Consider the following 24,869-nt stretch of genomic DNA (forward strand, 5'->3'; position numbering starts at 1 on the left):
GGTCTCTCCTGTCCTGTGATCTGCTCACATATGGGCGGGAGGATGCATGTAAGGAAAGGATTGTGTCGCTGTCTTGCAGGCTCGTGATGCCGCGTGATGGATTATGTCAGTTTGGGACCATCCAATGATGCAATCTGGCGACGTCGGTTCAGGGACCATGGCCCCTGAACCCGTATTCTGCAGTTGCGCACCGCTTAACCGCGCTTGTTCCGCATCGCCAAAAGGCGCAGGCGCAGGGCGTTGATCTTGATGAAGCCAGCGGCGTCTTTCTGGTCATAGGCGCCCTGATCATCCTCAAAGGTCACATGCTCCTCCGAGTAAAGGCTCTTGTCGGACCAGCGGCCAACGGTGTTCACCGATCCTTTATAGAGTTTCAGGCGCACCGTGCCTTCGACATGTTCCTGCGATTTGTCGATGGCGGCCTGAAGCATCTCCCGCTCCGGGCTGAACCAGAAACCGTTATAGATCAGTTCCGCATAGCGCGGCATCAATTCGTCCTTGAGGTGTGCGGCACCCCGGTCGAGCGTGATCGATTCGATCCCGCGATGCGCTTCCAGCAGGATCGTGCCGCCGGGTGTTTCATAAATCCCACGGGATTTCATGCCGACAAAGCGACCCTCAACCAGATCAAGCCGGCCCACGCCATGCTTGCCGCCCAACTCATTGAGGCGGGTCAGGATCGTGGCGGGGCTCATCGCGTCGCCGTTGATGGCGACCGCGTCGCCCTTGGCGAAGGTGATTTCGACATATTCCGGCGCGTCCGGCGCGTCCTCGGGATGCACCGTGCGCTGATAGACGTAATCGGGTGCCATTTCCGCCGGATCTTCAAGCACTTTCCCCTCGGAGGAGGTGTGCAAAAGGTTCGCATCGACGGAGAAGGGGGCCTCCCCCCGCTTGTCCTTCGCGATGGGGATTTGGTGCGCTTCAGCAAATTCCAGGAGCCGCGTGCGGGAGGTCAAATCCCACTCACGCCATGGCGCGATCACTTTGATATCGGGATTGAGGGCATAGGCGCTGAGTTCAAAACGCACCTGATCATTGCCCTTGCCAGTCGCGCCATGGGCGACCGCATCGGCGCCGGTGGCTTCCGCAATCTCGACAAGCCGCTTGGAAATCAGCGGCCGCGCGATGGAGGTGCCCAAGAGATACAGGCCTTCATAAACCGCATTCGCGCGGAACATCGGGAACACGAAATCGCGCACAAACTCCTCACGCACATCTTCGATGAAGATGTTTTCCGGTTTGATGCCCAAAAGCTCCGCCTTTTGGCGTGCAGGCTCCAATTCCTCGCCCTGTCCCAGATCGGCGGTGAAGGTCACGACCTCGCAGCCATATTCCGTCTGGAGCCATTTCAGGATGATGGATGTATCAAGCCCACCGGAATAGGCGAGCACGACTTTCTTGGGCGCGGACATCTGGTTCCTCCGTTAGCATGTCTTGCAGCGGATACCGCGCAAGCCCGCGAAGGGCAAGGGGAGCCGCAGCGCCGCGCTCCGTTCCCAAAACCGAATAAATCCCGGCCCCGCGTGTTTTCGACGGTAAGGCCCGCGCCATTTGCGCCGGGTCGTGGCACGGATCGGGGAGGGCTGACATATGGGCGCGTCAACAAATGCCATTCTGGGCGGGGTGTTTGTCCTGCTGGCGCTGGGGCTGACGATCCTGATGTTCCACCTGTGGGGCTATCCGTTTGACAAGACGCGGCACCGCAGCAGTGCGCCGCGCGCGCTGATGTTTCTGCACCGCGCGTTCGGCTATGTGTTTGTCGCGATCTATGTGGTGCTGATGTGGGATATGGTGCCGCGCCTATGGTCCTATCAGATCGAATTGCCCGCCCGGACGGTGTTTCACCTGATGCTGGGCATGGCGGTTGGGGCGCTGTTGCTGGTCAAAATCCTCGTGGTGCGGTTCTTCAAGCATTTGGAATCGACGCTGGCACCGATCCTTGGCACGGCGCTTTTAATTTGCACCATCCTGCTGGCGGGGCTGGCGCTGCCCTATGCCGCGCGGGAGGCGTATTTGAGGGCAACCGCGCAGGACGGGCAGAATTTCTCGCAGGAGCGGATTGACCGGGTCACGACATATCTGCCGCAGATCGGGTTTGCGGATGCGGCGGGGCTGGCGACGCTCGCCTCTGCTGCTGGGTTAGCCGAAGGGCGGGATGTTCTGACCCGCAAATGCACCCAATGCCATGACCTGCGCACGATCCTCGTCAAGCCGCGCACGCCGGAGGCATGGCACAGCACCGTCACGCGCATGGCCCAGCGCGCGACGACGATGCACCCGATTTCTGAGAGCGAGCAATGGAGCGTCACGGCCTACCTCATCGCGATCACCCCGACGCTACAACAAGGGGTGCAGGACAGCCGGGAGGAGGCATTGGCCTCATCGCAGAGTTTCGCGGCCCTACGCGCAACGAACGATGGTCCGCCCGACGACTATGATCCGCAGGCCGCGCGCGCCGTGTTCGCGGCCAAATGCGCGCAGTGTCATAGCCCCGCATTGGTGGAGGCCGCCGGATTTCGGACAGAGCAGGATGTGGTGCAGCTTGTCACCCGCATGGTCGCCAATGGCCTGACCGCAAGCGAGGGTGAGTTGGGCCAGATCATGGCCTATCTCACGCAGACCTATGCCCGTGAGGGGGGCTGACCCGCCGCGTGACAGGTCAGCCAGCGCGGGGTCAGACGCCGCCCATGCAGAGATATTTAATCTCAAGGAAATCGTCGGTCCCGTATTTGGAACCTTCGCGCCCGATCCCCGATTGCTTGACCCCGCCAAACGGCGCGACCTGCGTGGAAATCAGCCCGGTGTTGAGGCCGACGATGCCGTATTCCAGCGCCTCACCGACGCGCCAGCTCCGGCCCAGATCGCGGGTGTAGAAATAGGCGGCAAGGCCGAATTCGGTGTCATTGGCCATCGCGACGGCCTCATCCTCCGTCTCAAACTTGAACAGCCCCGCGACCGGGCCGAAGGTTTCTTCGCGCGCGATCAGCATATCCTGCGTGGCACCAGTCATCACGGTGGGGTTGAAGAACGTGCCGCCAAGGTTCGGCTGCGTGCCGCCGATCAAGATTTCAGCACCCTTCGCGGTCGCATCCTCCAGATGCTCGCGCACCTTCTTGAGCGCAGGCTCAGAGATCAGCGGCCCGATATTTACGCCCTCTTCGGTGCCGGGCCCGACCTTCATTTCAGAGACTTTCGCGGCGAGCTTTTCCGCGAAGGCGTCATAGACACCCGCCTGTACATAGATCCGGTTCGCGCAGACACAGGTTTGCCCCGCGTTGCGATATTTGGAGATGATCGCACCCTCGACCGCGGCATCAATATCGGCGTCATCAAACACGAGGAAGGGCGCGTTGCCGCCCAATTCGAGCGATACTTTGGTGATGTCCTCCGCGCATTGCTTCATCAGAATACGGCCCACGCGGGTCGAACCGGTGAAGGTGATCTTGCGCACCTTCTGGTTTTCGCACAGCTCCTTGCCCATCTCGGATGCGTCAGCGCCCGTGACCACGTTGAACACACCATCGGGGAAGCCCGCTTCCTTTGCCAGAACGGCCAGCGCGGTTGCAGAGAGCGGCGTCAATTCCGCCGGGCGCGCCACGACGGAGCAGCCCACGGCCAGCGCAGGGGCAACCTTGCGCGTGATCATCGCGACGGGGAAGTTCCACGGCGTGATGGAGCCGACAACCCCGATGGGCTGTTTCAAAACAACGATGCGCTTGTCCGCCTGATGCTGCGGGATCGTGTCGCCATAGATGCGCGGGGCCTCATGGGCGAACCATTCGATGAAGGACGCTCCATAGACGACCTCGCCCTTGGCCTCCGCCAATGGTTTACCCATCTCAGCGGTGATGATCGCGGCCAGATCATCGGCATTCGCGATGATCAGATCGTGCCAGCGCATCAGCACCTTTTGCCGCTCAGAAGCCAGCATCGCGGCCCAGCCTTTTTGCGCGTCATAGGCGATATCCACCGCGCGGGCGACCTCGGCCCGGCCACAATCCGCGACCTCTGCCACCACATCGCCATTGGCGGGATTGGTGACGGCGAATGTCGCGCCGCTATCCGCGTCTGACCATGTGCCGCCGATCAGGCTTTGCGTGGCAAAGAGCGCTTTGTTCTTCAGGTCCATGGGACACCTCCTTACGTCTTATAGATGAATTGCGGCGCAGACTGCGCTTGGATCCGGGAATGTGCAAGGCGCGATCAGAAATCGGTCGCGATGCCCTTCTTCTCCCAATCGCCATAGCGGATCGGCTCTGGCCCGTCGCGCCCGCCAAGCTCTTTTGGCAGGTCAAGCGGCTTTGCGTTCGCCTTGCGCTCTTGTGCTTCGGCCAATGCGCGTTTCGCGGCTTCCGCGATGCGGGCCTGTTTATCTGTTGGGTCTGACATCCTATATCCCTTTATCATGAAACGCTTGCCCATGGATATGCGCTTGACAGGCACAGGGGCAAGCAATCGGCTTGGAGGCTGAGAGATGAATTACGCAAAAACGGCCCTTTTGCTTGCCGTGTTGACGGCGCTGTTCATGGGCATGGGATATTTGATGGGGGGCGCTGCGGGGGCCTTCATCGCGCTGCTGATCGCGATGGGGATGAACGCGTTTGCCTTCTGGAATTCGGACAAGATGGCCCTGCGGATGCACAACGCACGCGCCGCGACCCGGCAATCCCATCCCGAGTTGTTCGATATGGTCGAGGAATTGTCGCGCAATGCCGACCTTCCCATGCCCGCGATCTATGTGATTGAGGAGGACCAGCCCAACGCCTTTGCCACCGGGCGTGATCCCTCAAATGCCGCCGTGGCCGCGACGACCGGCATCATGCGGCTTTTGACCCGCGACGAGTTGGCGGGCGTCATGGCGCATGAGCTTGCGCATATCAAGAACCGCGACACGCTGATCATGACCATCGCGGCGACCGTGGGTGGGGCAATCTCGATGATGGCGCAGTTTGGTTTGTGGTTCGGGCGCGGCAATGACCGTGGCCCGCTGGGGTTGGTGGGGGTGATTGCGGCAGCCTTGCTTGCGCCCTTTGCCGCGACACTGGTGCAGATGACGATCTCGCGCACCCGCGAATATGCCGCCGATCGGATGGGGGCAGAGATCGCACGCGATCCGCTCGCCCTTGCCTCCGCCTTGCGCAAGATCTCTGGCGGTGTCAAACGCAGCGTGATGGAAAGTGCCGAGCGCGCCCCCGCGACCGCGCATATGTTCATCTTCAACCCCCTGACGCGGGGCGGCGTGGATAACCTTTTCTCCACCCATCCCAATGTCGAAAACAGGATCAAGGCGCTGACTGATATGGCCGCAGACTACCCCAAAGCAGAAATGCGCCCATCGCGCATCCCCACCATCCGGCGTGAGCCGTGAGCGGACCGGATCGCGCGCGGCTGGGCGCGGCTGCCCTTCTGGAGCGGATCACGCAAGAGCGGGTGATGCTGACCGAGGCGACCGATATCCTTGAAAGCCTCGCGCCGCAGGACCGCGCGCGCGCGCAACGGCTGGCGCTGACGGCCTTGCGCCAATTGCCCCGGATCGACGCGGTGCTGGCCCGGTTTTTGAAAAAACCGCCGCCGCCGCAGGTGCGCGCCGTGATCCAGATCGCCACGGCAGAGATGCTCGTGCTCGACACGCCTGCCCATGGCGCGGTGGATGCGGCGGTGAGCGGGCTGAAAGCCGACAAGCGGATGATGAAATTCGCGGGCCTCACCAATGCCGTGCTGCGCAAGGTGGACGGGCCGGGGCGGGAGGTCTGGGCGGGTCTCAAACCGCCACGCTTGCCGAAATGGCTGCGCGGACGATTGATGAGCGCCTATGGCAGCGACGCGGTGGCCGCGATGGAGGCGGTGTTCGCCAGCGAACCGCCGCTCGATCTGACGCCGAAAGGACCGATGCCGGATATGGACGGGGCCATACCGCTTCCCACAGGCACGATCCGGTTGCCACGCGCGGGGCAGGTCACGGCCCTGCCGGGCTTTGAGGAGGGCGCATGGTGGGTGCAGGACGCCGCCGCGGCCCTTCCCGTGCGGGTCTTGGGGGATGTGGCGGGCAAGCATGTGCTTGACCTTTGCGCCGCACCTGGGGGCAAAACGATGCAGCTTGCGGCGGCAGGCGCGCGGGTCACGGCGCTTGATATCTCCAATGCGCGGCTCAAACGGCTGCGCGCCAATCTTGAGCGCACGGGCCTTGGCGCTGGCATCATTGCGGCCGATGCGTTCGAATGGACGCCGGATGCTCCCTTTGACGCGATCATGCTCGACGCGCCCTGCTCGGCCACCGGAACGATCCGCCGCCATCCAGAATTGCCGTTGGTCCGGGATAGCAAGGCCGTCGCCCAACTCGCCAAATTGCAGGCGGCCCTTCTGGATCGCGCACTCGCTTGGCTCAAACCGGGGGGGGATCTGATCTATTGCACTTGCTCCCTCCTGCCCGAAGAAGGCGAGGCGCAGATCACGCCTCGCTCTGGCATTACATCCCTTGCCATCGACCCGATAGCGCTGGGCGGGGAACCCCATTGGACCACGAAGGACGGCCACCTGCGCCTGCGCCCCGACTTCTGGGCGGATCGTGGCGGCATGGACGGCTTCTTCATCGCGCATCTGCGCAAGGATGCGTGACCCTTTCGTTTCTTTTTTCCCTAAATACCTCCCGCCGGAGGCTTCCACCGGGGCCAGAGGCGCCGTCCTGAGAAAACAGGGTGGCAGCGGTCGCAGCTTTGGCTAGACTCGGGCGCAACAGGGGCAAACGGGGCAGGGCCGCATGACGGGGCTGAGCAGCAAATTGCGGGACATCGACAACCGCTACCATATCTGGCGCGCGGGCCTGAACGCGCGGGTGCGCGCCATCGTGTCCCAGCCTGAGCCACATGTAATCGGCAATGCCGCGCGCGGGCGTCAGCTTCTGTCGGGCAATTTCCTCTTTGCGGGGGAGCTTGTGTCCGCGCCCGGCACGGCGATCTGGGACGTCAAGGCCCCGACACCCGCCTTCACCGATGCGCTGCACGGTTTCGAATGGCTTGACGATCTGGCCGCGATCGGGAATGGCGATCCGCGCGCGCGCAGCACGGCGCAAGCGTGGGTTCACGCTTGGTGCACTCGGTTTGGCGCGGGGCGCGGGCCGGGATGGCGCGCCGATCTTGCGGGCAGCCGGGTGCTGCGCTGGATCACCCACGCGCCGTTTCTGCTGCGCGCTTTGGAAGCCGACGCATCCGCCACCTTTTTCGCCCAACTGGCCCGACAAGCGAGCTACCTGTCGCACACATGGGAAGACGCGCCCGCGGGCCTGCCCCGGTTTGAGGCGCTGGCCGGGCTGGCCTATGCGGGATTGTCCCTTGAAGGGGCGGAGTCGCATCTCAAAGGGGCGCTTGCCGGGTTGGCACGGGAATGCGCCAGCACGATCACCGCCGAGGGCGGCTTGCCAAGCCGCAATCCCGAAGAACTCGCGCAGGTCTTTGCCCGGCTTGTCTGGTGCGCGCGCAGTCTTGAGGAAACCGGCCACACCGCGCCCGCCGCCCTTGGCGCTGCGATTGACCGGATGGCTCCGGTCTTGCGCAATCTGCGGCTGATGGACGGGATGCTGCCGCACTTTCACGGCGGCACGCGTGGCATGCCGGGCGCGCTGGAGCAGGCGCTTGCCGAAAGTGGCAACACCGATGCGACCCGCGCGAAATATGCGATGGGCTATTGCCGGATGCAGGCCGGGCGTGCGGTGCTGTTGATCGACGCGGCCCCCCTGCCGGACAAATCGCCAACGGCACACGCAGCGCCGCTGAGTTTCGAGATGGGCTCGGGCCGCCGCCTGATCGTCGTCAATACGGGTGCGGGCGGCATGTTCGGCGCGGCATGGACCCTTGCCGCGCGGGAGGCAGAGGCCCATTCCGGCCTCACCATCGCCGGGGCCAACCCGGCAAAATTCGTGCCCGGCAAGGGCGGCGCCACCCTGTTGACCGAAGGCCCGCGCACCGTCACGGCGGAACGCGCGATTGATCGGTCGGGCTTTTGGATGCTGTGCAGTCAGGATGGGTTCGTGCCCGCCTTTGGCCTCACCCATGAGCGGCGGCTGTTCCTCTCCCCCGATGGGCGGGATTTGCGCGGCGAGGACACGCTGAGCGCGCAATCGACCCGCGACAAAGGCACGCTCGCTGCGCAAATCCAATCCCATGGCGGCACGCTGCCCGTGATCTGCCGGTTCCATCTGCACCCGGATGTGGAGGCAAAACTGGACATGGCCGGAGAGGCGGTGTCGCTGACGCTCCTGAGCGGGGAAGTCTGGGTGTTCCGCCAATCAGGCGGGGAGATCACGCTGGAGCCGTCCACCTATCTCGATCATCGGCGGCTTCGGCCCCGCGCGACAAAACAGATTGTGGTCAAATGCGATCTGACGGGCTATGGAGCGCGCGTCAATTGGGTGTTCCGGCGGACAGAAGATGGCGGGCGTCACACGCGCGATCTGATGATGCCAGAGCAACCCGGCCCTGATCACGCGACCTGAAGGAAGCCCCTCTCCATGACCGACACCGTATCCGTGCGCCGCGCGCTGCTTTCCGTATCCGACAAAACCGGCCTGATTGATCTGGCCCGTGCGCTTGATGCGCGGGGGGTTGAACTGGTCTCCACCGGGGGCACGGCCAAGGCGATCCGCGATGCGGGCCTGCCGGTGCGCGACGTGGCGGAGCTCACCGGCTTTCCCGAGATGATGGATGGCAGGGTCAAGACCCTGCACCCGGCGGTGCATGGCGGGCTTTTGGCGCTTCGCGATGACGCGGCCCATGTTGCCGCGATGGAGGCGCACGGGATCGGCGCAATCGACCTTCTGGTCGTGAACCTCTACCCGTTCGAGGAAACCGTGGCCAAGGGCGGCGATTACGCGGATTGCATCGAGAATATCGACATTGGCGGCCCCGCGATGATCCGCGCGGCGGCCAAGAACCACGCTTTTGTCGCGACGGTCGTGGATGTGGAGGATTATGACGCGCTGCTGGCGGAGCTCGACGCGCAGGGCGGCACTACGATGGCGTTTCGCCAGATGCTCGCCCAGCGCGCCTATGCCCGGACGGCGGCCTATGACGCGGCGGTCAGCACTTGGATGGCAGGGGCCATTGGGCAGGACACCCCGCGCCGCCGGGCTGTGGCGGGGACGCTGGCGCAGGAAATGCGCTATGGCGAGAATCCGCATCAGGCGGCGGCTTTCTACACCGATGGCAGCGCGCGCCCGGGCGTGGCAACCGCCCGCCAGCATCAGGGCAAGGCGCTGAGCTACAACAACATCAATGATACGGATGCGGCATTCGAATTGGTGGCGGAATTCGATCCCAAGGATGGCCCGGCAGTCGCGATCATCAAACACGCGAACCCCTGCGGTGTGGCGCGCGGCGCGACATTTGCGCAGGCGTATCAGCGGGCGTTCGACTGTGATCGGGTCAGCGCCTTTGGCGGGATCATCGCGCTCAACGGCACGCTGGATGGGGATACGGCGCAGGCAATCACGGGTATCTTTACAGAGGTGGTCATCGCGCCCGACGCCACGGATGAGGCGCGCGAGGTCTTTTCCGCAAAGAAGAACCTGCGCCTTCTGACGACGGGTGGCCTGCCCGATCCGCGCAGCACGGGCCGCGTCTGGCGGCAGGTCGCGGGTGGCTATCTGGTGCAGGATCGTGACAATGGATTTGTCACGGCAAAGGACGTGAAGGTCGTGACCAAACGCACCCCGTCCGAGGCTGAGTTGCGCGACATGCTGTTCGCGTGGACGGTGGCGAAACATGTCAAATCCAACGCGATTGTCTATGCGAAGGACGCAGCGACCGTGGGCGTCGGGGCTGGACAGATGAGCCGGGTGGACAGCTCCCGCATCGCGGCCCGCAAAGGCGAGGACATGGCCGAGGCGCTCGAACTTGCCCAAAGCCCCGCCATCGGCGCGGTGGTTGCATCGGACGCGTTCTTCCCCTTTGCAGATGGATTGCTGGCGGCCGCATCAGCAGGGGCCACGGCGGTGATACAGCCGGGCGGCTCGATGCGCGACGAGGAGGTGATCGCGGCGGCTGATGAGGCTGGTCTTGCGATGGTGTTCACGGGCATGCGCCACTTCCGTCACTAAAGAGCGCTCCCGCACGTCGGCTTCGCCTCCCTTTGGGGTGAGGGCGAGAGACAAACGCTGCGGGGCAGCGTTTGCGCCCGAACGCGCTGAATGGAATGAAGCGCCGGGAAAGGCCGGCGCTGCGCGCCGGTTTAAGATTGCGCTGAGGTGTTTGAGGAACAGGAGTGTTACTCAAACACCTGTTCAATTGTGGGTGTCACGATTCGCCCGCGCGTCAAGGCCGCTCGTTCCTCGGACCTTGACCCACAGCCGAATCGCGGGGGCTGCTCTCGCCACGCCAAGTCCAATTCACTTTCTTCAAATATACCCCGCGCGGCGCGCACCCGCCCGCGCCAGCGGGCGGCCCGGCCAAACGGGAGGACGGAGCGTCAGCGACGGAACGACGGGCGGGAGGGTTTCCGTATTGAATCCGCGCTTCATTCAGCGCAGAACACGCGCATGACTGCTCTCATACGCATATGGGCCGTGGCTCTTTTGACCTTCTTGATTGATCAGGCCAGCAAGGTCTGGGTCATTTATGGCCTTGATTTGCCGCTTGTGCGCGTGGTCGAGGTGTTCCCGCCTTATCTCACCTTCATCATGGGGTGGAATCGCGGGATCAATTTCGGCCTTTTGTCCGATAGCCCCGAATGGAGCCGGATCATTCTGATTTCCATCGCCATCGGTGTGTCGATCCTGCTCTCCTTTTGGGGGCGTAAGGCGGATCGGTGGCGCATGTGGGCCGCGTTTGGCATGATCATCGGCGGGGCCTTGGGCAATGCGATCGACCGTGTGTTGTATGGTGCGGTGGCGGATTTTCTCAATATGTCCTGTTGCGGTTTTCAGAACCCCTATACGTTCAACGTTGCCGATATCTTCATCTTTGCCGGGGCGGGGCTGCTTTTGGTCTATGGCGGGCGTGATCTTGAGCAAAGCAAGGCGTGACGCCGGGCGCATTTCCCCTTAGACAATGGGGCAACACGAGTTTGGAGACGCGGGAATGAACACTGCACCTACCCCTTGGATGCGTTTGAGCTGTGCTGTGGCGCTGGTCGCGGCCCTTGCGGCTTGCGGCAATCGCGATGGTGCGAGTGCGGAGCGGTCGATCCTTGAGCGGGCGACGTTGCAGGATGGCGGCCCCGATGAGTTTCAGGTCATCCCGCGTGCGCCATTGATCATCCCTCCCTCGCTCAGCGCGACGCTTCCCCTGCCGCAGGCCGGCGCGCCAAGCCGGATTGATCGCAATTCCGACGATGCCGTGCGAGAGATTTTCGTACGCGCCGCCAGCACCGCCGAAGAGCCAAATGCCGGCACCAGCCCGGGTGAGCAGATCTTCCTCGCCATGCTGCCAAGCGCATCCCAGACGGCGAATATCCGCGCGCTCGTGACGGCGGATGATGACGCCATCGTGCGGGAGGAAGCGCAGACGCTCACGCAGGTGCTGTTCGGTCGATCCATCTTTAATCCCTATGCCGCGCAGATCCTCAACCCACCGTTTGAGCTGTTCCGGTTGCGGGACTCCTATCCGAACGCCATCACCCCGAGCTTCGATCCCGAACTCGCCACGAACGACGAATAAAGTCCAAGGTCCACACCCATGTCCGACACGCTTTTTGGAACCGACGGCATTCGTGGCCGTGCGAACCGTTACCCGATGACCGCCGATATGGCGCTCCGCGTCGGCATGGCGGCGGGTCATATCTTTGCCCGGAAGAACGGCGTCAAGCGGGTCGTGATCGGAAAAGACACGCGGCGATCCGGCTATATGCTGGAGACAGCGTTGACGGCTGGTTTTGCCGCTGTGGGCATGGACACGTTCGTGTCCGGCCCATTGCCGACGCCGGGCATCGGGATGCTGACGAAATCCATGCGGGCCGATCTTGGCGTGATGATTTCGGCCTCCCACAATCCCAGCCATGACAATGGCCTGAAATTCTTTGGCCCTGATGGCTATAAGCTCGACGACGATCTGGAAGCGGAGATCGCGCGGCTTGCCGTTGATGGGGTCGAGCCGGTGGACGCGATGAAAATCGGCCGCTCCCGCAGGCTGGAGGATGGCGCGGGCCGCTATGCCGAGTTTGCCAAGACGACCATCAGCCGCCGGATGCGATTTGACGGGCTACGCGTCGTGATCGATTGCGCCCATGGTGCGGCCTATAAGGTCGCGCCGGAGGTGCTGTGGGAACTTGGGGCGGAGATTTTTCCGCTTGGCGTCAATCCCAATGGCTACAACATCAATCAGGATTGCGGCTCCACCTCGACCGCGGCGGCGCAGGCCGCGGTGATCAACAACAATGCCGATATCGGCATTTGCCTTGATGGCGACGCGGACCGTCTGATCCTGATTGACGAGCATGGGCGCGTCGCGGATGGCGATCAGCTTATGGCGCTGATTGCCGAGCGGCTGCATGGCCTAGGGCGTTTGTCGAACGGGACGCTGGTGGCCACCGTGATGTCCAATCTGGGGCTGGAGCGGCATCTTGATACGATGGGCCTGTCGCTTTTGCGCACCAAGGTGGGCGATCGCCATGTGATGAAAGCGATGCGTGAGGGCGGGCATTCCCTCGGCGGGGAGCAGTCGGGCCATATCATTCTGCACGACCATGTGACCACCGGCGACGGGCTGATCGCAGCGCTTCAGGTGCTCGCCGCACTCAAGGAAACCGGGGAGCGGGCGAGCACGCTCTTGCATCGGTTCGAGCCAGTGCCGCAAAAACTCATCAATGTGCGCTACGAGGACGGGGCCAATCCGCTCGGCTCTGACACGGTGCAGGACGCGATCAAAGAGGGCGAAGAGGCCTTTGGCGATGCTGGCCGCCTTCTGATCCGCAAATCGGGGACAGAGCCGCTGATCCGCGTGATGGGCGAATGCGAGGACGAGGCGCTTATGGACAGCACGCTCGCCCAGATCGTGGAAGCGGTGGAGGAAGCGGGCCGCGTCTGACCCGCCTCATCCTGTATCAGACGGCGCCGGTATATTCGCCGCGCGCCGGGTAGTCATTCTTGATCGCGAAATCGAGCGCGCCGACCAATTCGGAGAAATGCGGCCGCACGAACGGCATGGTCTGCACCGACCCGTAATAGAGCGTTTGTTGCGGCGTCACCAAAAACAGCCCCGGCTCGGAAAACAGCGCAGGCTCCTCGATCCCGATGGAGGTTTTGCCGCGCGAGGTGGAGATATAAAGCCCCCATTCCCGCGCCTTGGCCAAGGACAGGTCATAGCCGAACCGAAGCGCGGTCGCGCCGATCTTTTCCTGCATCGCGCGGGTGCGCTCCTCCCCATCGGAGCTGATCGCGATGGTTTTCACGCCACGCTCCGCGAAATCGGCCACGCGTTTTTCAAGCTCGGTCAGATAGGTCGCGCAGATCGGGCAGTGCAACCCGCGGTAAAAGCAGATGACCGTGCCGCGCTCATCGCTGTCGGAGGACAGATCAAACGCGCCGTGGTCAAGCGTGGGCAGGGACAAATCGGGTGTTTTCTGGCGGGGCATCAGCATCGGGCAATCCTTTGTGTTTGTGTGGTGCTGAGATTGTGATATCAGATGTTCATGTCTGATAATTCCAATATACCTGACCAAATTCCCGATAATCGCCGGTTTGATCGGCTGAACACGTTGATGGAACGGTTCAGCCTTGATGTGCGCCCAGCCCCTGTTGGCAAGGCGGATCTGCTGATCACGGGTGGATCCGCGCCAGAGATGCTGCTGTTTGGGCGGGGGATCGCGCCGGGGCCAAAGGACACGGTGTTTTTCGCCGCGCGTGTTGATTGGGGTGGGGCGCAGAACCCGCTTTTGGCGGCACTGCCGGAGCGGATCACCCTTCCGATTGCTCAGGATGCGGACCTGAGCGCGCTCGTGGCGGTCATGCGGGCCGAGGTGACAGCGCAGCGCTGCGGCGGCGGATCGGTGCTGAGCCGCTTGGCCGAAGTGCTGGTCGTGCGGCTTTTGCGCCGCCAGATTGAGGAGGGCGCGTCCTCCGGCGGGGTGCTTGCCGGACTGGCCGATCCGCGATTGAGCCGGGCTATTGTCGCGATGCATGATGATCCGGGTCATGGCTGGACCAGCGGGAGCCTTGCCGACGTCGCGGGCCTGTCCCTCAGCCGGTTTTCCGATCTGTTCCTGACCTGCGTGGGGGAGACCCCGATGTCCTACCTACGCCGCTGGCGGCTGACCCTCGCGAGACAGGATATCGAGCGGGGGGACCGGATAGGCACGGTGGCGCATCGCTATGCGTATGGCTCTGCCGAAGGGTTCACGCGCGCGTTTCGCAAATATCACGGCACAGCCCCCATTGCGCTGCGCCGGGACCGGCAGGGCGCTCAGGACGTCAGCCAGGTGTCGTAGTCGGATACCAAAAGATGCGCGGGTGTCTCGTCCTCCTCGACCTTGGCGAAGCGGCCGATTGGGGCTTCGAACACGTTGTCGGTCAGGTCGTCATTGACGGTGGACACTTCCCCGATCAGCACATCGGCCCCTTCCCCCCAGAACGCGTGCCAGACGCCGGGCATCAAGGTCACGCTTTCGCCGGGGGCAAGCGCGATCTTTCCGCCCGCCTTCACGGTGCGCAATTGCCCATCGCACGGCACCGTCACATCGGCCTCCCGGTCGATGCTGCCATCGGGCGCGGAGGCAAACAGTTCCAGCACCAGCGCACCGCCGCCGCGATTGATGATGTCTTCCGCCTTGATGTTGTGGCGGTGCATCGGGCTGATCTGATTTTCGCGGGAGATCATGATCTTTTCCGCGTAGAGCATCCCGCGCCCTTTGCTCAAATCCGCCATCTCCCCATTGCGCACGGTAAAGAGGAACAGGCCCAGTTCATCAAATTTGCCCTGCCCGTAATCGGTAATGTCCCAGCCAAGGCGGCTTTTGACGATCCCATCGGGGCGCTTTTCCTGCATCTCCGCTGCGCTCCAATAGGCGAAGGGCGGCATAATATAGCCAAAAGACCGGATGAACGCGTCCCCGGCGTGGAGGATTTCGTTGATTTCGGAACGTTTCATGATTTGGCCCTTTTCCTGCGCGCTGGGGATGCTTTGTATCTAGAAGAAATCCTTATCTGCATTCGTATGCAAGCGTCTTGGCCCGTGGCCATCCATATTTGTGTGTATCCGAGAGATGTGGAGCGTCACTCTCGCATGGTCAGAAGCGGCGGGCAATTCGACACGTCCTTTCCGAGTTTCGGGATGATGCGTGCTGTTCACGCAAACCGGTGACGTTGTCGCAAGCTATGGTCCATCTGGACTGGCAGTAATCCTTCCTCCCAGTCCTTTTGACGGGTCGGTTTTCCAGCATCATGGGGCTTCGTCTATTGATGACATGGCCTCTCCGTTAAAGAGCGGTGAGAGACCGACCGGCGCAAAAATAGAGTCAAAATAGGGGCAAGGAATCTCGCCGCTCAAAGACAGCGATCCGAAATTCTCAATAATTTCAATATGATCAGTGGTGACCCCGACTGGATTCGAACCAGTGGCCCTCAGATTAGGAATCTGATGCTCTATCCTGCTGAGCTACGGGGCCGGACACTGCTTTTTCGGTCTAGCGACCGCTCACGCGAGCGTCAATTCAGCAATCGGATTGGAACCGTTAGGCTGCTTGCGTATTGTCTTGAGAGATAACCAGTCACGAGGTCCGCCCATGTTCCGCTTGTCGTCCGTCTTTGCCATTGGTCTGGCCAGCCTTGTCATGGCCTGTGAGCCGATTCCGGTGGCGACGGATACGCGGCCCGCACCGCCTGTGGTGACGGCCCCGGCGGGCGGGGCGCAGCCGGTGGAGGTGTCTCGCGATCGGATTACGGGCGGCGGCGCGGTTGCCGCCAGCCCCATAACCTCACAACCCGCGCGGATCGCCCGCTCCACCCGCACCGCCGAGGAGCAGCGCATCGGGGATGAGGAGCATCCAAAGATCATCGCGGAATTCGGCGGGGAGGTCACGGATCGGCGGCTCAAATCCTATGTGGACCGGATCGGGCGCGACCTTGTCGCCATCTCAGAGGAGCCGAATGAGCGCTGGACCTTCACCATCCTCGACAGCCCGGTCATCAACGCGTTCGCCCTGCCGGGGGGGTATGTGTATGTCACGCGCGGGCTGATTGCGCTTGCCGATAATGAGGCCGAATTGGCTGCCGTTATCGGCCATGAGATCGGGCATATTACCGCCAAACATTCGCGCGAACGGAACGAACGGGCGCAGGAGGGCAATCTGGGCGTTCTGGGTGCGATCCTTGTCGGGGCCGTGCTGGGTGGGGAGGATGGTGCGCAGATCGGCCAGCAGATCGGCACGACGCTCGCGGGCGGTCGGACCGCCAGCTATTCCCGGTCGCAGGAGTTTGACGCGGATGTCATCGGCATCCGCTATCTCGCGCTCGCTGGATATGATCCGCGCGCGCAGGCCACGTTCTTGCAGTCCCTTGAACAGCAGTCCGCCCTGAATGATCGCCGCGCGGGGCGGGAGCGGATGGCAGGTCGCGTCGATTTTCTGGCCACGCACCCCGCGACTGGCGACCGGATCGCGCAGGCCCGCCGCTATGGTGAGGAGCTGTTGCGCACTGTCCCCGCGCCCCGTCTTGGCACGGCAGAGCACCTCGCCGCGATTGACGGCATGGTGTATTCGGATGCCGCCGATCAGGGCTTTGTGCGGAACGGAGCGTTTGTGCATCCCGGTTTGGGCTTTGAATTCACGCCGCCGCCGGGATGGAGCCTGGACAACCTGCCGACCCTGGTCGGGATGCGCGGGCCGGGGGGTGCGCAGCTTGTGTTCGATGGCGGCCTGTCGCGGCTGTCACCGGCAGACTATATCCGTCAGTCATGGCTGCCGGAACTGGCGGAGAGCAATGGCATTCAGCCAGCCTCCGAAATTGAACGCCTCACGGTCAACGGATTGCAGGCCGCACGGATTGATGCGCGCCTGCGGGTGCAATCGGGCGTCGGTTATGCCCAGCTTTACGCGATCCAAAAGGGGGAGCAGATTTATCGCTTTCGCGGGCTGACGCCGGTCAATTCGACCGCGGGCCGGGCGGAGATTGCGCGGGCGGCGACCAGTTTCCGCGCCCTCAGCGCGCGTGAGATCGCCTCAGAAACCCCGCCGCGCATTCGCGCCTATACCGTGCGGCGCGGTGACAGTGCAGCCAGCATCGCGCAGCGAATGGAGGTGCCGGAGCCGAAGCTGGACCAGTTTCTTGTTCTAAATTCGCTGCCCGCCAACACGGTCCTGCGCCCCGGTCAGGTGGTCAAGATCGTGACGCAGTAGCGCGCTATCCCAGCGCGCTCAGCGTGGCCCAAATGACGACCAACACGCCCCCCGCGCAGCCCATGCCGCTCAAAAACCACATCCAGCCGGGGATGCGGTTGTCCTTGGCGGGGGGCGGTGTCGCATTGGCGCGGATCAGCGCGTCCTCTGCCATGCGCGGCAACAAGGGGCCAAACCGGGCCAGCACCTTCACCGTTTCGGCCAGATCGCGGGCAATCGCCTTTGGCCCAAGGTTATCGCGGATGTATTTCTCCACGATGGGCTTGGCGTAGCGCCACATATTCATGTTCGGATCAAGGGAGCGCCCGACCCCTTCGGCCACCACCATCGTGCGCTGCAACAGCAACAATTCGGTGCGGGTTTCCATCCCGAATTGCTCCGTCACGTTGAACAGATGCGCCAGCAGACGCGCCATGGAGATTTTGGAGGCATCCTGCCCAAAAATCGGCTCCGCGATGGAGCGCAGCGCCTGAGCGAACTGATCCACGTCCTTATCCGCAGGGACATAGCCTGCCTCGAAATGGACCTCCGCCACACGTTTGTAATCCTTGCTCAGGAAGCCAAACAGGATTTCGGCGTAGACGCGGCGGGTATAGGCATCAATCCGGCCCATGATCCCGAAATCGAGGGCAACAAGGTTGCCCGCCTCATCGACCTTGAGGTTGCCATGGTGCATGTCGCCGTGAAATAGCCCGTCGCGCAGCGCGTGGCTGAGGAACATCTGGTTCACCCGCTCCGCCATTTCGGTCATGTCGATGCCGCGCGCGCGCAATTCGTCGATATCCCCGAAATTCGTGCCGCTGATCCATTCTGTCGTCATCACGCGAGAGCCGCTGGCCCCCCACATGACCGCAGGCACGCGAAAGCCCTCATCCTGCGCGGTATTGGCGCCAAATTCGGCGGCGGCGGCGCATTCTAGGCGGAAATCAATCTCCCCCTGCACGGTTTGGTCGAAATGCGCGACCACGTCGCGGGGTTTCAGGCGGCGGGCCTTGGGTGCGAAAAACTCGATGACCGACGCCACGAAATAAAACGCGTCGATATCCTTGCGAAACGCCTTGGCGATGCCGGGGCGGCGGACCTTGACCGCGACTTCCTCGCCTGTGTCGCGCATCCGGGCGCGGTGGACCTGCGCGATGGAGGCAGCCGCGATCGGCTCGCTAAACTCGCTGAACACCTCCTCAACCGGTTGGCCAAGGTCATAGGCGATCTCGGCCCGCGCCTCCGCCATGGAGAAGGGCGGCAGATCATCCTGAAGGATGCGCAACTGCATCGACAACTCTTGCCCCGTCACATCGGGACGGGTGGACAGGATCTGCCCGAACTTGATGTAGGACGGCCCAAGGGCGGTGATCGCGCGGACAACGGGGGGGAGGGTCGGATCGCCCTTCAGCCCCAGCCATTGAACCGGCCATAACAGCACCTTGCCCGCAATGCGCAGGGACCGAGGGGCCTGCATCGCCTCCATCGCCTGATCGAGCGCACCTGTGCGCTGAAACGTGGTGCCAGTGCGCGCAAGCCGCCAAAGATTGCTGAAAACGCTCAAATCTTCCAACCCGAATGAATCGCCGCAATCCCCATGGAGAAGTTGCGATATTTCACCTGTTCAAAGCCCGCATCACGGATTTTCGCGGCAAAGCTGTCCTGATCGGGAAACTTGCGGATCGATTCGACAAGGTATTGATAACTATCGCGATCCTTGGCGATCACCGCGCCCATTTCCGGGATCACGTTGAACGAATACCGGTCATAGGCCCATTGCAGCAGATCGTTGGGGATCTGGCTGAACTCAAGGCACATGAACCGCCCGCCGGGCTTGAGCACACGAAAGGCCTCGCGCAGCGCGTCGTCGATCCGGGTCACGTTCCGAATGCCAAAGCTGATCGTGTAGGCATCGAATGTGTTGTTCTCAAACGGCAGGGCCATCGCGTCGCCCACAACCCAATCAAGCGGCGCGCCTTGCGCCTCTGGCCGTTTCTTGCCCTCCTCCAGCATGGAGGCGGTCATGTCGCACACCGTTGCGTGCCCCCCGCCGCGCTTTTGGAAGCGAAACGCAATATCGCCCGTGCCGCCCGCCACATCCAAGAGCCGCATATTGGGCCGGGGCGCGAGCCAATCCATCAGCCCGTCTTTCCACAGCCGGTGAATGCCAAGGCTCATCACATCGTTCATCACGTCGTAATTGCCCGCAACGGAGGAAAACACGCCGTGCACCAGCCCTGCTTTTTCCTCTTCCGCCACGTCGCGGAACCCGAAATGGGTGGTGCGTTCGATTGCCATGGATGTATCTCCTTTATTCACGGCTAAACTAGTCATAGTTGCGCCGGGGGGAAGGGCCAAATCGCCTCACTCCCCGTGAACGGAGGGAATATGCCTGAATTGCCAGAGGTTGAGACGGTCCGTCGCGGGCTTGTCCCCGTGATGGAAGGCAAGGTGATCGCGCGCGCGGATGTGCGCCGCCCTGATCTGCGCTGGCCGTTCCCGCCGCGGATGGCAGAGCGGCTGACGGGCGCGCGGGTGCTGCGCCTTGGCCGCCGGTCGAAATACATCCTCGCCGATCTGGATACGGGGGAGACGCTCATTATCCATCTGGGCATGTCAGGCCGGATGCTGATCACCGGGCGGGATATGTTGGGGGAATTCCACCACCTCCACCCCGCGCCCGAAAAGCACGATCATGTCGTGCTCGATATCGAGGGTGGCGCGCGGGTCACGTTCAATGATGCGCGCCGGTTCGGGGCGATGGATATCTGCGCCACAGATCAGATCGACGCGCATAAGCTCATCGCCGTTCTGGGGCCGGAGCCGTATGACAACCGGTTTAACGCGGCCTATCTGGCGGACGCGTTCGCGGCCAAATCCACGCCCATCAAATCGGCCCTGCTGGATCAGCGAATCGTGGCAGGTTTGGGCAATATCTACGTTTGTGAGGCGCTTTGGCGGGCTGGAATTTCACCCAAACGGCTCGCGAAAAATGTGAGCAGAAAGAGGGTTGAAAAACTTGCGCCGATCATTCGTGCGGTGCTCGATGACGCGATTGCGGCGGGGGGATCTTCGCTCCGGGATTACCGGCAGGCGGATGGGGAACTTGGCTATTTTCAACACTCTTTCGCCGCCTATGGCCGGGAAGGGGAGCCATGCCGCACCCCCGACTGTGGCGGGCAGATTGGCCGAATCGTGCAATCCGGCCGCTCCTCCTTTTATTGCAGCACCTGCCAGCGATAAGCGCTGGGGGTTGATCTTGGATCGTTGCTCGGTCAGACACAGGGCCGATTTGACCAAACCGGAGACGTTGCCGTCATGGCTTACGAGACCCTGATTGTTGAGACGACCGACCATATCGGCCTCATCCGCCTGAACCGCCCCGATGCCCTGAATGCGCTCAATTCCCAGCTTTTGGGCGAATTGGGCAAAGCGCTTGCTGCGATGGACGCGGATGATGATGTGCGCTGCATCGTGCTGACCGGCTCGGAAAAGGCATTTGCCGCCGGGGCGGACATCAAGGAAATGTCGGAAAAGACCTTCGCAGAGGTGTTCAAGGACGACATGTTTGGCCCTGCGGGCCAATCCGTGATCCGCACGCGCAAGCCGATCATCGCCGCCGTGTCCGGCTATGCGCTGGGCGGTGGATGTGAGCTTGCCATGATGTGCGACTTCATCCTGTGTTCAGACACCGCGAAATTCGGCCAGCCGGAGATCAACCTTGGCGTGATGCCGGGGCTTGGCGGCTCCCAGCGCCTGACCCGTTTTGTCGGCAAGTCCAAGTCCATGGAAATGAACCTGACAGGCCGTTTCATGGATGCTGAGGAGGCCGAACGCTCCGGCCTTGTGTCGCGCGTGATCCCGGCAAAGGATCTGGTGGATGAAGCGATCAAGACGGCCAAGAAAATTTCGGAGAAATCCATGATCGCCGTGATGGCCACGAAAGAGGCCGTGAACCGCTCCTATGAGATGACCCTGTCCGAAGGGCTGCTTTACGAACGGCGGGTGTTCCACTCGCTTTTCGCCACCGATGACCAGTCCGAAGGAATGGCCGCGTTCATCGAAAAACGCAGCCCGCAATTCCGCGACACATAAACGTAACGAAACTGCGCTTGCGCCCGTTGACTCGGGGCTATCCCCTGTGTAGAGACGCGGCTCATCTTGCAGCAGTTAAGAACCGGATAAACTCACATGGCAAATTCGCCGTCAGCTAAGAAACGCGTGCGCCAGACCGAGCGCCGCACCGCCGTCAACACCGCGCGCCGTTCGCGCATCCGCACCTTCCTGCGTAAGGTTGAAGATGCCATCACCTCTGGTGATCAGGCCGCAGCCGCAGCCGCATTGAAGGCCGCACAGCCTGAGCTGATGCGCGGCGTGACGAAGGGCGTTCTGCACAAGAACACCGCGTCCCGCAAAATGTCCCGCCTCGCGCATCGCGTAAAGGCAATGGGCGCGTAACGCACCCGCATTGACACCGCTTCAAGGCGCTGCCCTCGGGTGGCGCTTTTTGCATGTGTGGTCGATGCGCTTAACCATGGTCGGAAATGCCGGAATGTTCGCTATTCGGTCCGGTTGATCGAATCGCATCCGCTTTCTACTGTTCTCCAGACAGCGCCTATGGCTCTCCTAATTTTGCGAAACACTTGGCCCCTCTGAAGTAATATTCAGGGGTTTTATTGTTTTATATCAAATATTTGCGCCACATTTATTTCTTGAAGTTGTTGTTTGAGTGGCCCGTTTATCGTATCGTGATGGATGAATCGGGGGCAAAGATCAGCAGATCATCATACCTTGATTCCCGCGCGTCCCCTTTGGCGGATACGCGGCGGGGTGGGTCGGCGATCCACTGCGAGGGAAGGCTCAAAAAACGCGCCCGAACGGGGTGCCGATAACGATAATCCGGGCGCATCGCGTGATCCGGCATGGGAAGTGGCTACATAATGGATTTGACGCCTGCGCAATCTGCGGCTTGGGACTCGGTTTGCTCAATTTTGGAAGCAGAGCTTGGCACGGATGCCTACCGCAACTGGATCGCGCCGCTCACCTTTGAGGCCGTGATTGAGGGCGTCGCGCATTTCTCCGTTCCGATTGCGTTTATCGGGCGCTATGTGAAGCGCAATTCCGGCGACAAGATCATCGAATTGTTTGCCGAACATCGGGAGCATATCTCGTGCCTCGAATTTCATGTGGACGACTCGCGCCGCGCCGCACCCGTGGCACCCGTGCGCGAAGAAAAGGGCGCTGCCGCCACCCCGGCAGAGCCGGAACCGCTGCCCGGTGCGCCGCTTGATCCGCGCTTCACTTTCGACAATTTCATTGTTGGCAAACCCAATGAGATGGCCGCCGCCGCTGCCCGCCGCGTGGCGGAAGGCGGCCCGGTGCTGTTCAACCCATTGTTCCTCTATGGCGGGGTGGGTCTGGGAAAAACCCACCTGATGCACGCAATCGCCTGGGAAATCCAAAAGAAGAATCCGGGCTACCGGGTGCTCTACCTCTCCGCCGAACAATTCATGTTTCGCTTCGTGCAGGCCCTGCGTTTCCGCAACACCATCGAATTCAAGGAGCTGTTTCGCTCCGTCGATGTGCTCATGGTTGATGACGTGCAATTCATCGCGGGCAAGGACAGCACGCAGGCGGAGTTTTTTCACACCTTTAACGCGCTGATCGAGCAAAAGAAGCAGATCATCATCTCCGGCGACCGCGCCCCGGGGGAGATTGATGGGATGGAAGAGCGCATCCGCTCCCGCCTGCAATGGGGTCTCGTCGCGGATCTGCATCCAACGGATTACGAATTGCGCCTCGGCATCCTTCAGGCCAAGGCGGAGGCCTATTTGACGGACCATCCCGAAGTCACGCTTGACCCGACAGTGCTGCCATTCCTCGCGCACCGGATCAGTTCGAATGTGCGGGTGCTTGAGGGGGCCTTGACCCGGCTGTTCGCCTTCGGCTCCCTCGTCGGGCGCGCCATCGACATGGATATGACGACGGAATGCCTGTCCGATATCCTGCGGGCCTCGTCGCGCAAGGTGACGGTGGAGGAGATTATCCGCAAAGTCTGCGAACACTATAACATCCGCCAGACCGATATCCTCAGCCCGCGCCGAGCGCGTGTGGTGGCCCGGCCACGGCAGGTCGCGATGTTCCTGTCAAAGACGCTTACCACCAAATCGCTGCCCGAAATCGGCCGCCGGTTTGGCGGGCGCGATCACACCACGGTGATGCATGCGGTCAAGCGGATTGAGGAGCTGCGCCAGTCTGACAGCCAGATCGCGGATGACCTCGAAATGCTCCGCCGGATGCTGGAAGCGTAATCAATTCACTTTCTTCAAATATACCCCGCCGGAGGCATGAAATCTCTGCGCGCGGCTTGCGAAATGCGTTTGCCTCTCCCCCGGAATGACCGTAACGTTTGCAGCCCTAGGGCGGCTTTGAGACGGAGTGAAAGCACATGAAAGTCAGTATCGAGCGTGGTGACCTCCTCAAGGCGCTTGGCCGTGCCCAAAGCGTGGTCGAGCGGCGCAACACCATCCCGATCCTCGCCAATGTGCTGATCGAAGCGGACGGGGATGCGATCCACCTGCGCGCGACCGACCTCGATATCGAAGTGCTGGATAAAGCACCGGCGATGGTGGAGCGGGCTGGGGCCACGACCGTTGCTGCCCATACCCTCCATGAGATCGTGAAAAAGCTGCCCGATGGTGCGACCGTCTCGTTGATCGCGAATGCGGAAACCGGCCGGTTGGAGGTCCATGCGGGCCGCTCCAATTTCTCCCTCGCGACCTTGCCGCGCGATGATTTCCCAGTGATGGGCACGGCGGATTACCCGTGCAATTTCTCGATCAAGGCGCCGGTGCTGCGCCGCCTGTTCGACAAGGCGAAATTCGCCGTCTCGACCGAGGAAACGCGCTATTACCTCAATGGCGTCTACATGCACGCAGCCGATGGCCCGAACGGCGCGACGCTGCGCTGTGTGGCGACCGATGGGCACCGGCTCGCGCGGATTGACGCGGACCTGCCCGACGGGGCGGACACGCTGCCCGGCGTGATTGTCCCGCGCAAAACCGTGGGTGAGTTGGGTAAATTGTTGAGCGATGATGATATGATCATCGCCGTCAGCGTCAGCGAAACCAAGGTGCGTTTCGCCACCCCCGACATCACCCTGACCTCCAAGGTGATCGACGGCACCTTCCCCGATTACACCCGCGTGATCCCGAAGGACAATCCGAACCGGCTTGAGGTGGATGCCAAGGAATTCGCGAGCGCGGTTGACCGTGTCTCCACCGTGTCGTCCGAGCGGTCCCGCGCGGTCAAGATGGCGCTTGATGAGGATCGGCTCATTCTGTCCGTGAACGCCCCCGATATGGGTGCCGCGGATGAGGAGATCGCCGTGGCCTATGATGCGGATCGTTTGGAAATCGGCTTTAACGCGAAATACCTCATTGAGATCGCGGGGCAGGTGGATCGCGAAAACGCGGTGTTCCATTTCAACACCTCCGGTGATCCGACGCTGGTGCGCGAAGGCGATGACGAAAGCGCGATTTACGTCGTCATGCCGATGCGCGTCTGAC

At 62.1% G+C, this 24,869-nt stretch carries 22 protein-coding genes and 1 tRNA gene; 15 read left to right on the forward strand and 8 right to left on the reverse strand.

Features of this window, described 5'->3' with window-relative positions; all coding sequences use genetic code 11:
* Nucleotides 1-194: 194 nt before the first annotated feature.
* A complete protein-coding gene (locus FHS89_RS07185; protein WP_184010049.1) occupies nucleotides 195-1,415 on the reverse strand; it encodes an argininosuccinate synthase in 1,221 nt (406 codons plus the stop codon).
* Nucleotides 1,416-1,593: 178 nt separating this feature from the next.
* Here FHS89_RS07185 and FHS89_RS07190 point away from each other — a divergent pair, with 178 nt between their 5' ends.
* A complete protein-coding gene (locus FHS89_RS07190) occupies nucleotides 1,594-2,646 on the forward strand; it encodes a hypothetical protein (protein WP_184010051.1) in 1,053 nt (350 codons plus the stop codon).
* A gap of 31 nt (nucleotides 2,647-2,677) precedes the next feature.
* Here FHS89_RS07190 and FHS89_RS07195 read toward each other — a convergent pair whose 3' ends face one another.
* The gene (locus tag FHS89_RS07195; RefSeq protein WP_184010053.1) at nucleotides 2,678-4,132 is read right to left on the reverse strand and encodes an NAD-dependent succinate-semialdehyde dehydrogenase; all 1,455 of its coding nucleotides are present in this window, start codon (nucleotides 4,130-4,132) and stop codon (nucleotides 2,678-2,680) included.
* 74 nt (nucleotides 4,133-4,206) lie between these two features.
* Nucleotides 4,207-4,392: a DUF1674 domain-containing protein gene (locus tag FHS89_RS07200; protein WP_184010055.1), complete on the reverse strand. Its 186-nt coding sequence runs from the start codon at nucleotides 4,390-4,392 to the stop codon at nucleotides 4,207-4,209.
* An 85-nt stretch (nucleotides 4,393-4,477) separates the two neighbouring features.
* Between FHS89_RS07200 and htpX the strand changes: the two genes are divergently transcribed.
* From htpX to glmM, 7 genes are all read left to right on the forward strand, one after another.
* Entirely contained in the window at nucleotides 4,478-5,371 is an 894-nt protein-coding gene (gene htpX / locus FHS89_RS07205; protein WP_184010057.1) for a zinc metalloprotease HtpX, read from the forward strand.
* Nucleotides 5,368-6,618, forward strand: coding sequence for a transcription antitermination factor NusB (locus FHS89_RS07210; protein WP_184010059.1), 1,251 nt, complete (start codon nucleotides 5,368-5,370; stop codon nucleotides 6,616-6,618). The genes htpX and FHS89_RS07210 overlap by 4 nt, the downstream gene beginning before the upstream one ends.
* Nucleotides 6,619-6,760: 142 nt before the next feature.
* Nucleotides 6,761-8,491, forward strand: a complete 1,731-nt coding sequence (locus tag FHS89_RS07215) for a heparinase II/III family protein (RefSeq protein WP_184010061.1) — start codon at nucleotides 6,761-6,763, stop codon at nucleotides 8,489-8,491.
* Between the two features lie 15 nt (nucleotides 8,492-8,506).
* Entirely contained in the window at nucleotides 8,507-10,093 is a 1,587-nt protein-coding gene (purH, locus tag FHS89_RS07220; RefSeq protein WP_184010063.1) for a bifunctional phosphoribosylaminoimidazolecarboxamide formyltransferase/IMP cyclohydrolase, read from the forward strand.
* Nucleotides 10,094-10,531: 438 nt separating this feature from the next.
* The gene (gene lspA / locus FHS89_RS07225) at nucleotides 10,532-11,017 is read left to right on the forward strand and encodes a signal peptidase II (RefSeq protein ID WP_184010065.1); all 486 of its coding nucleotides are present in this window, start codon (nucleotides 10,532-10,534) and stop codon (nucleotides 11,015-11,017) included.
* A gap of 55 nt (nucleotides 11,018-11,072) precedes the next feature.
* Entirely contained in the window at nucleotides 11,073-11,651 is a 579-nt protein-coding gene (locus tag FHS89_RS07230; protein ID WP_184010067.1) for a DUF3035 domain-containing protein, read from the forward strand.
* 18 nt (nucleotides 11,652-11,669) lie between these two features.
* The gene (gene glmM / locus FHS89_RS07235; protein WP_184010069.1) at nucleotides 11,670-13,016 is read left to right on the forward strand and encodes a phosphoglucosamine mutase; all 1,347 of its coding nucleotides are present in this window, start codon (nucleotides 11,670-11,672) and stop codon (nucleotides 13,014-13,016) included.
* Between the two features lie 16 nt (nucleotides 13,017-13,032).
* Here glmM and FHS89_RS07240 read toward each other — a convergent pair whose 3' ends face one another.
* On the reverse strand, nucleotides 13,033-13,569 hold the full coding sequence (locus FHS89_RS07240) for a peroxiredoxin-like family protein (protein WP_184010071.1): 537 nt from the start codon (nucleotides 13,567-13,569) through the stop codon (nucleotides 13,033-13,035).
* Nucleotides 13,570-13,620: 51 nt separating this feature from the next.
* Between FHS89_RS07240 and FHS89_RS07245 the strand changes: the two genes are divergently transcribed.
* A complete protein-coding gene (locus FHS89_RS07245) occupies nucleotides 13,621-14,415 on the forward strand; it encodes a helix-turn-helix transcriptional regulator (RefSeq protein ID WP_221229312.1) in 795 nt (264 codons plus the stop codon).
* On the opposite strand, the gene FHS89_RS07250 is transcribed toward FHS89_RS07245, so the two are convergent.
* Nucleotides 14,391-15,074 (reverse strand): D-lyxose/D-mannose family sugar isomerase, encoded by a 684-nt coding sequence (locus FHS89_RS07250; protein WP_184010073.1) that lies wholly within the window; start codon nucleotides 15,072-15,074, stop codon nucleotides 14,391-14,393. The genes FHS89_RS07245 and FHS89_RS07250 overlap by 25 nt on opposite strands.
* A gap of 440 nt (nucleotides 15,075-15,514) precedes the next feature.
* A tRNA-Arg gene (locus FHS89_RS07255) sits at nucleotides 15,515-15,591 on the reverse strand.
* 117 nt (nucleotides 15,592-15,708) lie between these two features.
* Between FHS89_RS07255 and FHS89_RS07260 the strand changes: the two genes are divergently transcribed.
* Nucleotides 15,709-17,319, forward strand: a complete 1,611-nt coding sequence (locus tag FHS89_RS07260) for a M48 family metalloprotease (protein WP_184010075.1) — start codon at nucleotides 15,709-15,711, stop codon at nucleotides 17,317-17,319.
* Between the two features lie 4 nt (nucleotides 17,320-17,323).
* Here FHS89_RS07260 and ubiB read toward each other — a convergent pair whose 3' ends face one another.
* On the reverse strand, nucleotides 17,324-18,865 hold the full coding sequence (gene ubiB, locus FHS89_RS07265; protein WP_184010077.1) for a 2-polyprenylphenol 6-hydroxylase: 1,542 nt from the start codon (nucleotides 18,863-18,865) through the stop codon (nucleotides 17,324-17,326).
* On the reverse strand, nucleotides 18,862-19,599 hold the full coding sequence (gene ubiE / locus FHS89_RS07270; RefSeq protein ID WP_184010080.1) for a bifunctional demethylmenaquinone methyltransferase/2-methoxy-6-polyprenyl-1,4-benzoquinol methylase UbiE: 738 nt from the start codon (nucleotides 19,597-19,599) through the stop codon (nucleotides 18,862-18,864). Before ubiE ends, ubiB begins: the two co-directional genes overlap by 4 nt.
* Nucleotides 19,600-19,689: 90 nt before the next feature.
* Here ubiE and mutM point away from each other — a divergent pair, with 90 nt between their 5' ends.
* The 5 genes from mutM to dnaN all read left to right on the forward strand — a co-directional run bounded on the left by mutM (nucleotide 19,690) and on the right by dnaN (nucleotide 24,868).
* Complete coding sequence (gene mutM / locus FHS89_RS07275) at nucleotides 19,690-20,544, forward strand: bifunctional DNA-formamidopyrimidine glycosylase/DNA-(apurinic or apyrimidinic site) lyase (protein WP_184010082.1); 855 nt, start codon at nucleotides 19,690-19,692, stop codon at nucleotides 20,542-20,544.
* Nucleotides 20,545-20,619: 75 nt separating this feature from the next.
* The gene (locus tag FHS89_RS07280) at nucleotides 20,620-21,396 is read left to right on the forward strand and encodes an enoyl-CoA hydratase (protein ID WP_184010084.1); all 777 of its coding nucleotides are present in this window, start codon (nucleotides 20,620-20,622) and stop codon (nucleotides 21,394-21,396) included.
* A 96-nt stretch (nucleotides 21,397-21,492) separates the two neighbouring features.
* Entirely contained in the window at nucleotides 21,493-21,759 is a 267-nt protein-coding gene (gene rpsT, locus FHS89_RS07285) for a 30S ribosomal protein S20 (protein WP_184010086.1), read from the forward strand.
* Between the two features lie 482 nt (nucleotides 21,760-22,241).
* Nucleotides 22,242-23,612 carry a chromosomal replication initiator protein DnaA gene (dnaA, locus tag FHS89_RS07290; protein WP_184010088.1) on the forward strand — a complete coding sequence of 457 codons (1,371 nt, stop codon included), beginning with the start codon at nucleotides 22,242-22,244 and terminating at the stop codon, nucleotides 23,610-23,612.
* A 137-nt stretch (nucleotides 23,613-23,749) separates the two neighbouring features.
* Nucleotides 23,750-24,868, forward strand: coding sequence for a DNA polymerase III subunit beta (gene dnaN, locus FHS89_RS07295; RefSeq protein WP_184010090.1), 1,119 nt, complete (start codon nucleotides 23,750-23,752; stop codon nucleotides 24,866-24,868).
* Nucleotide 24,869: the final 1 nt, after the last annotated feature.

Source organism: Rubricella aquisinus (assembly GCF_014199445.1).
GTDB lineage: Bacteria > Pseudomonadota > Alphaproteobacteria > Rhodobacterales > Rhodobacteraceae > Rubricella > Rubricella aquisinus.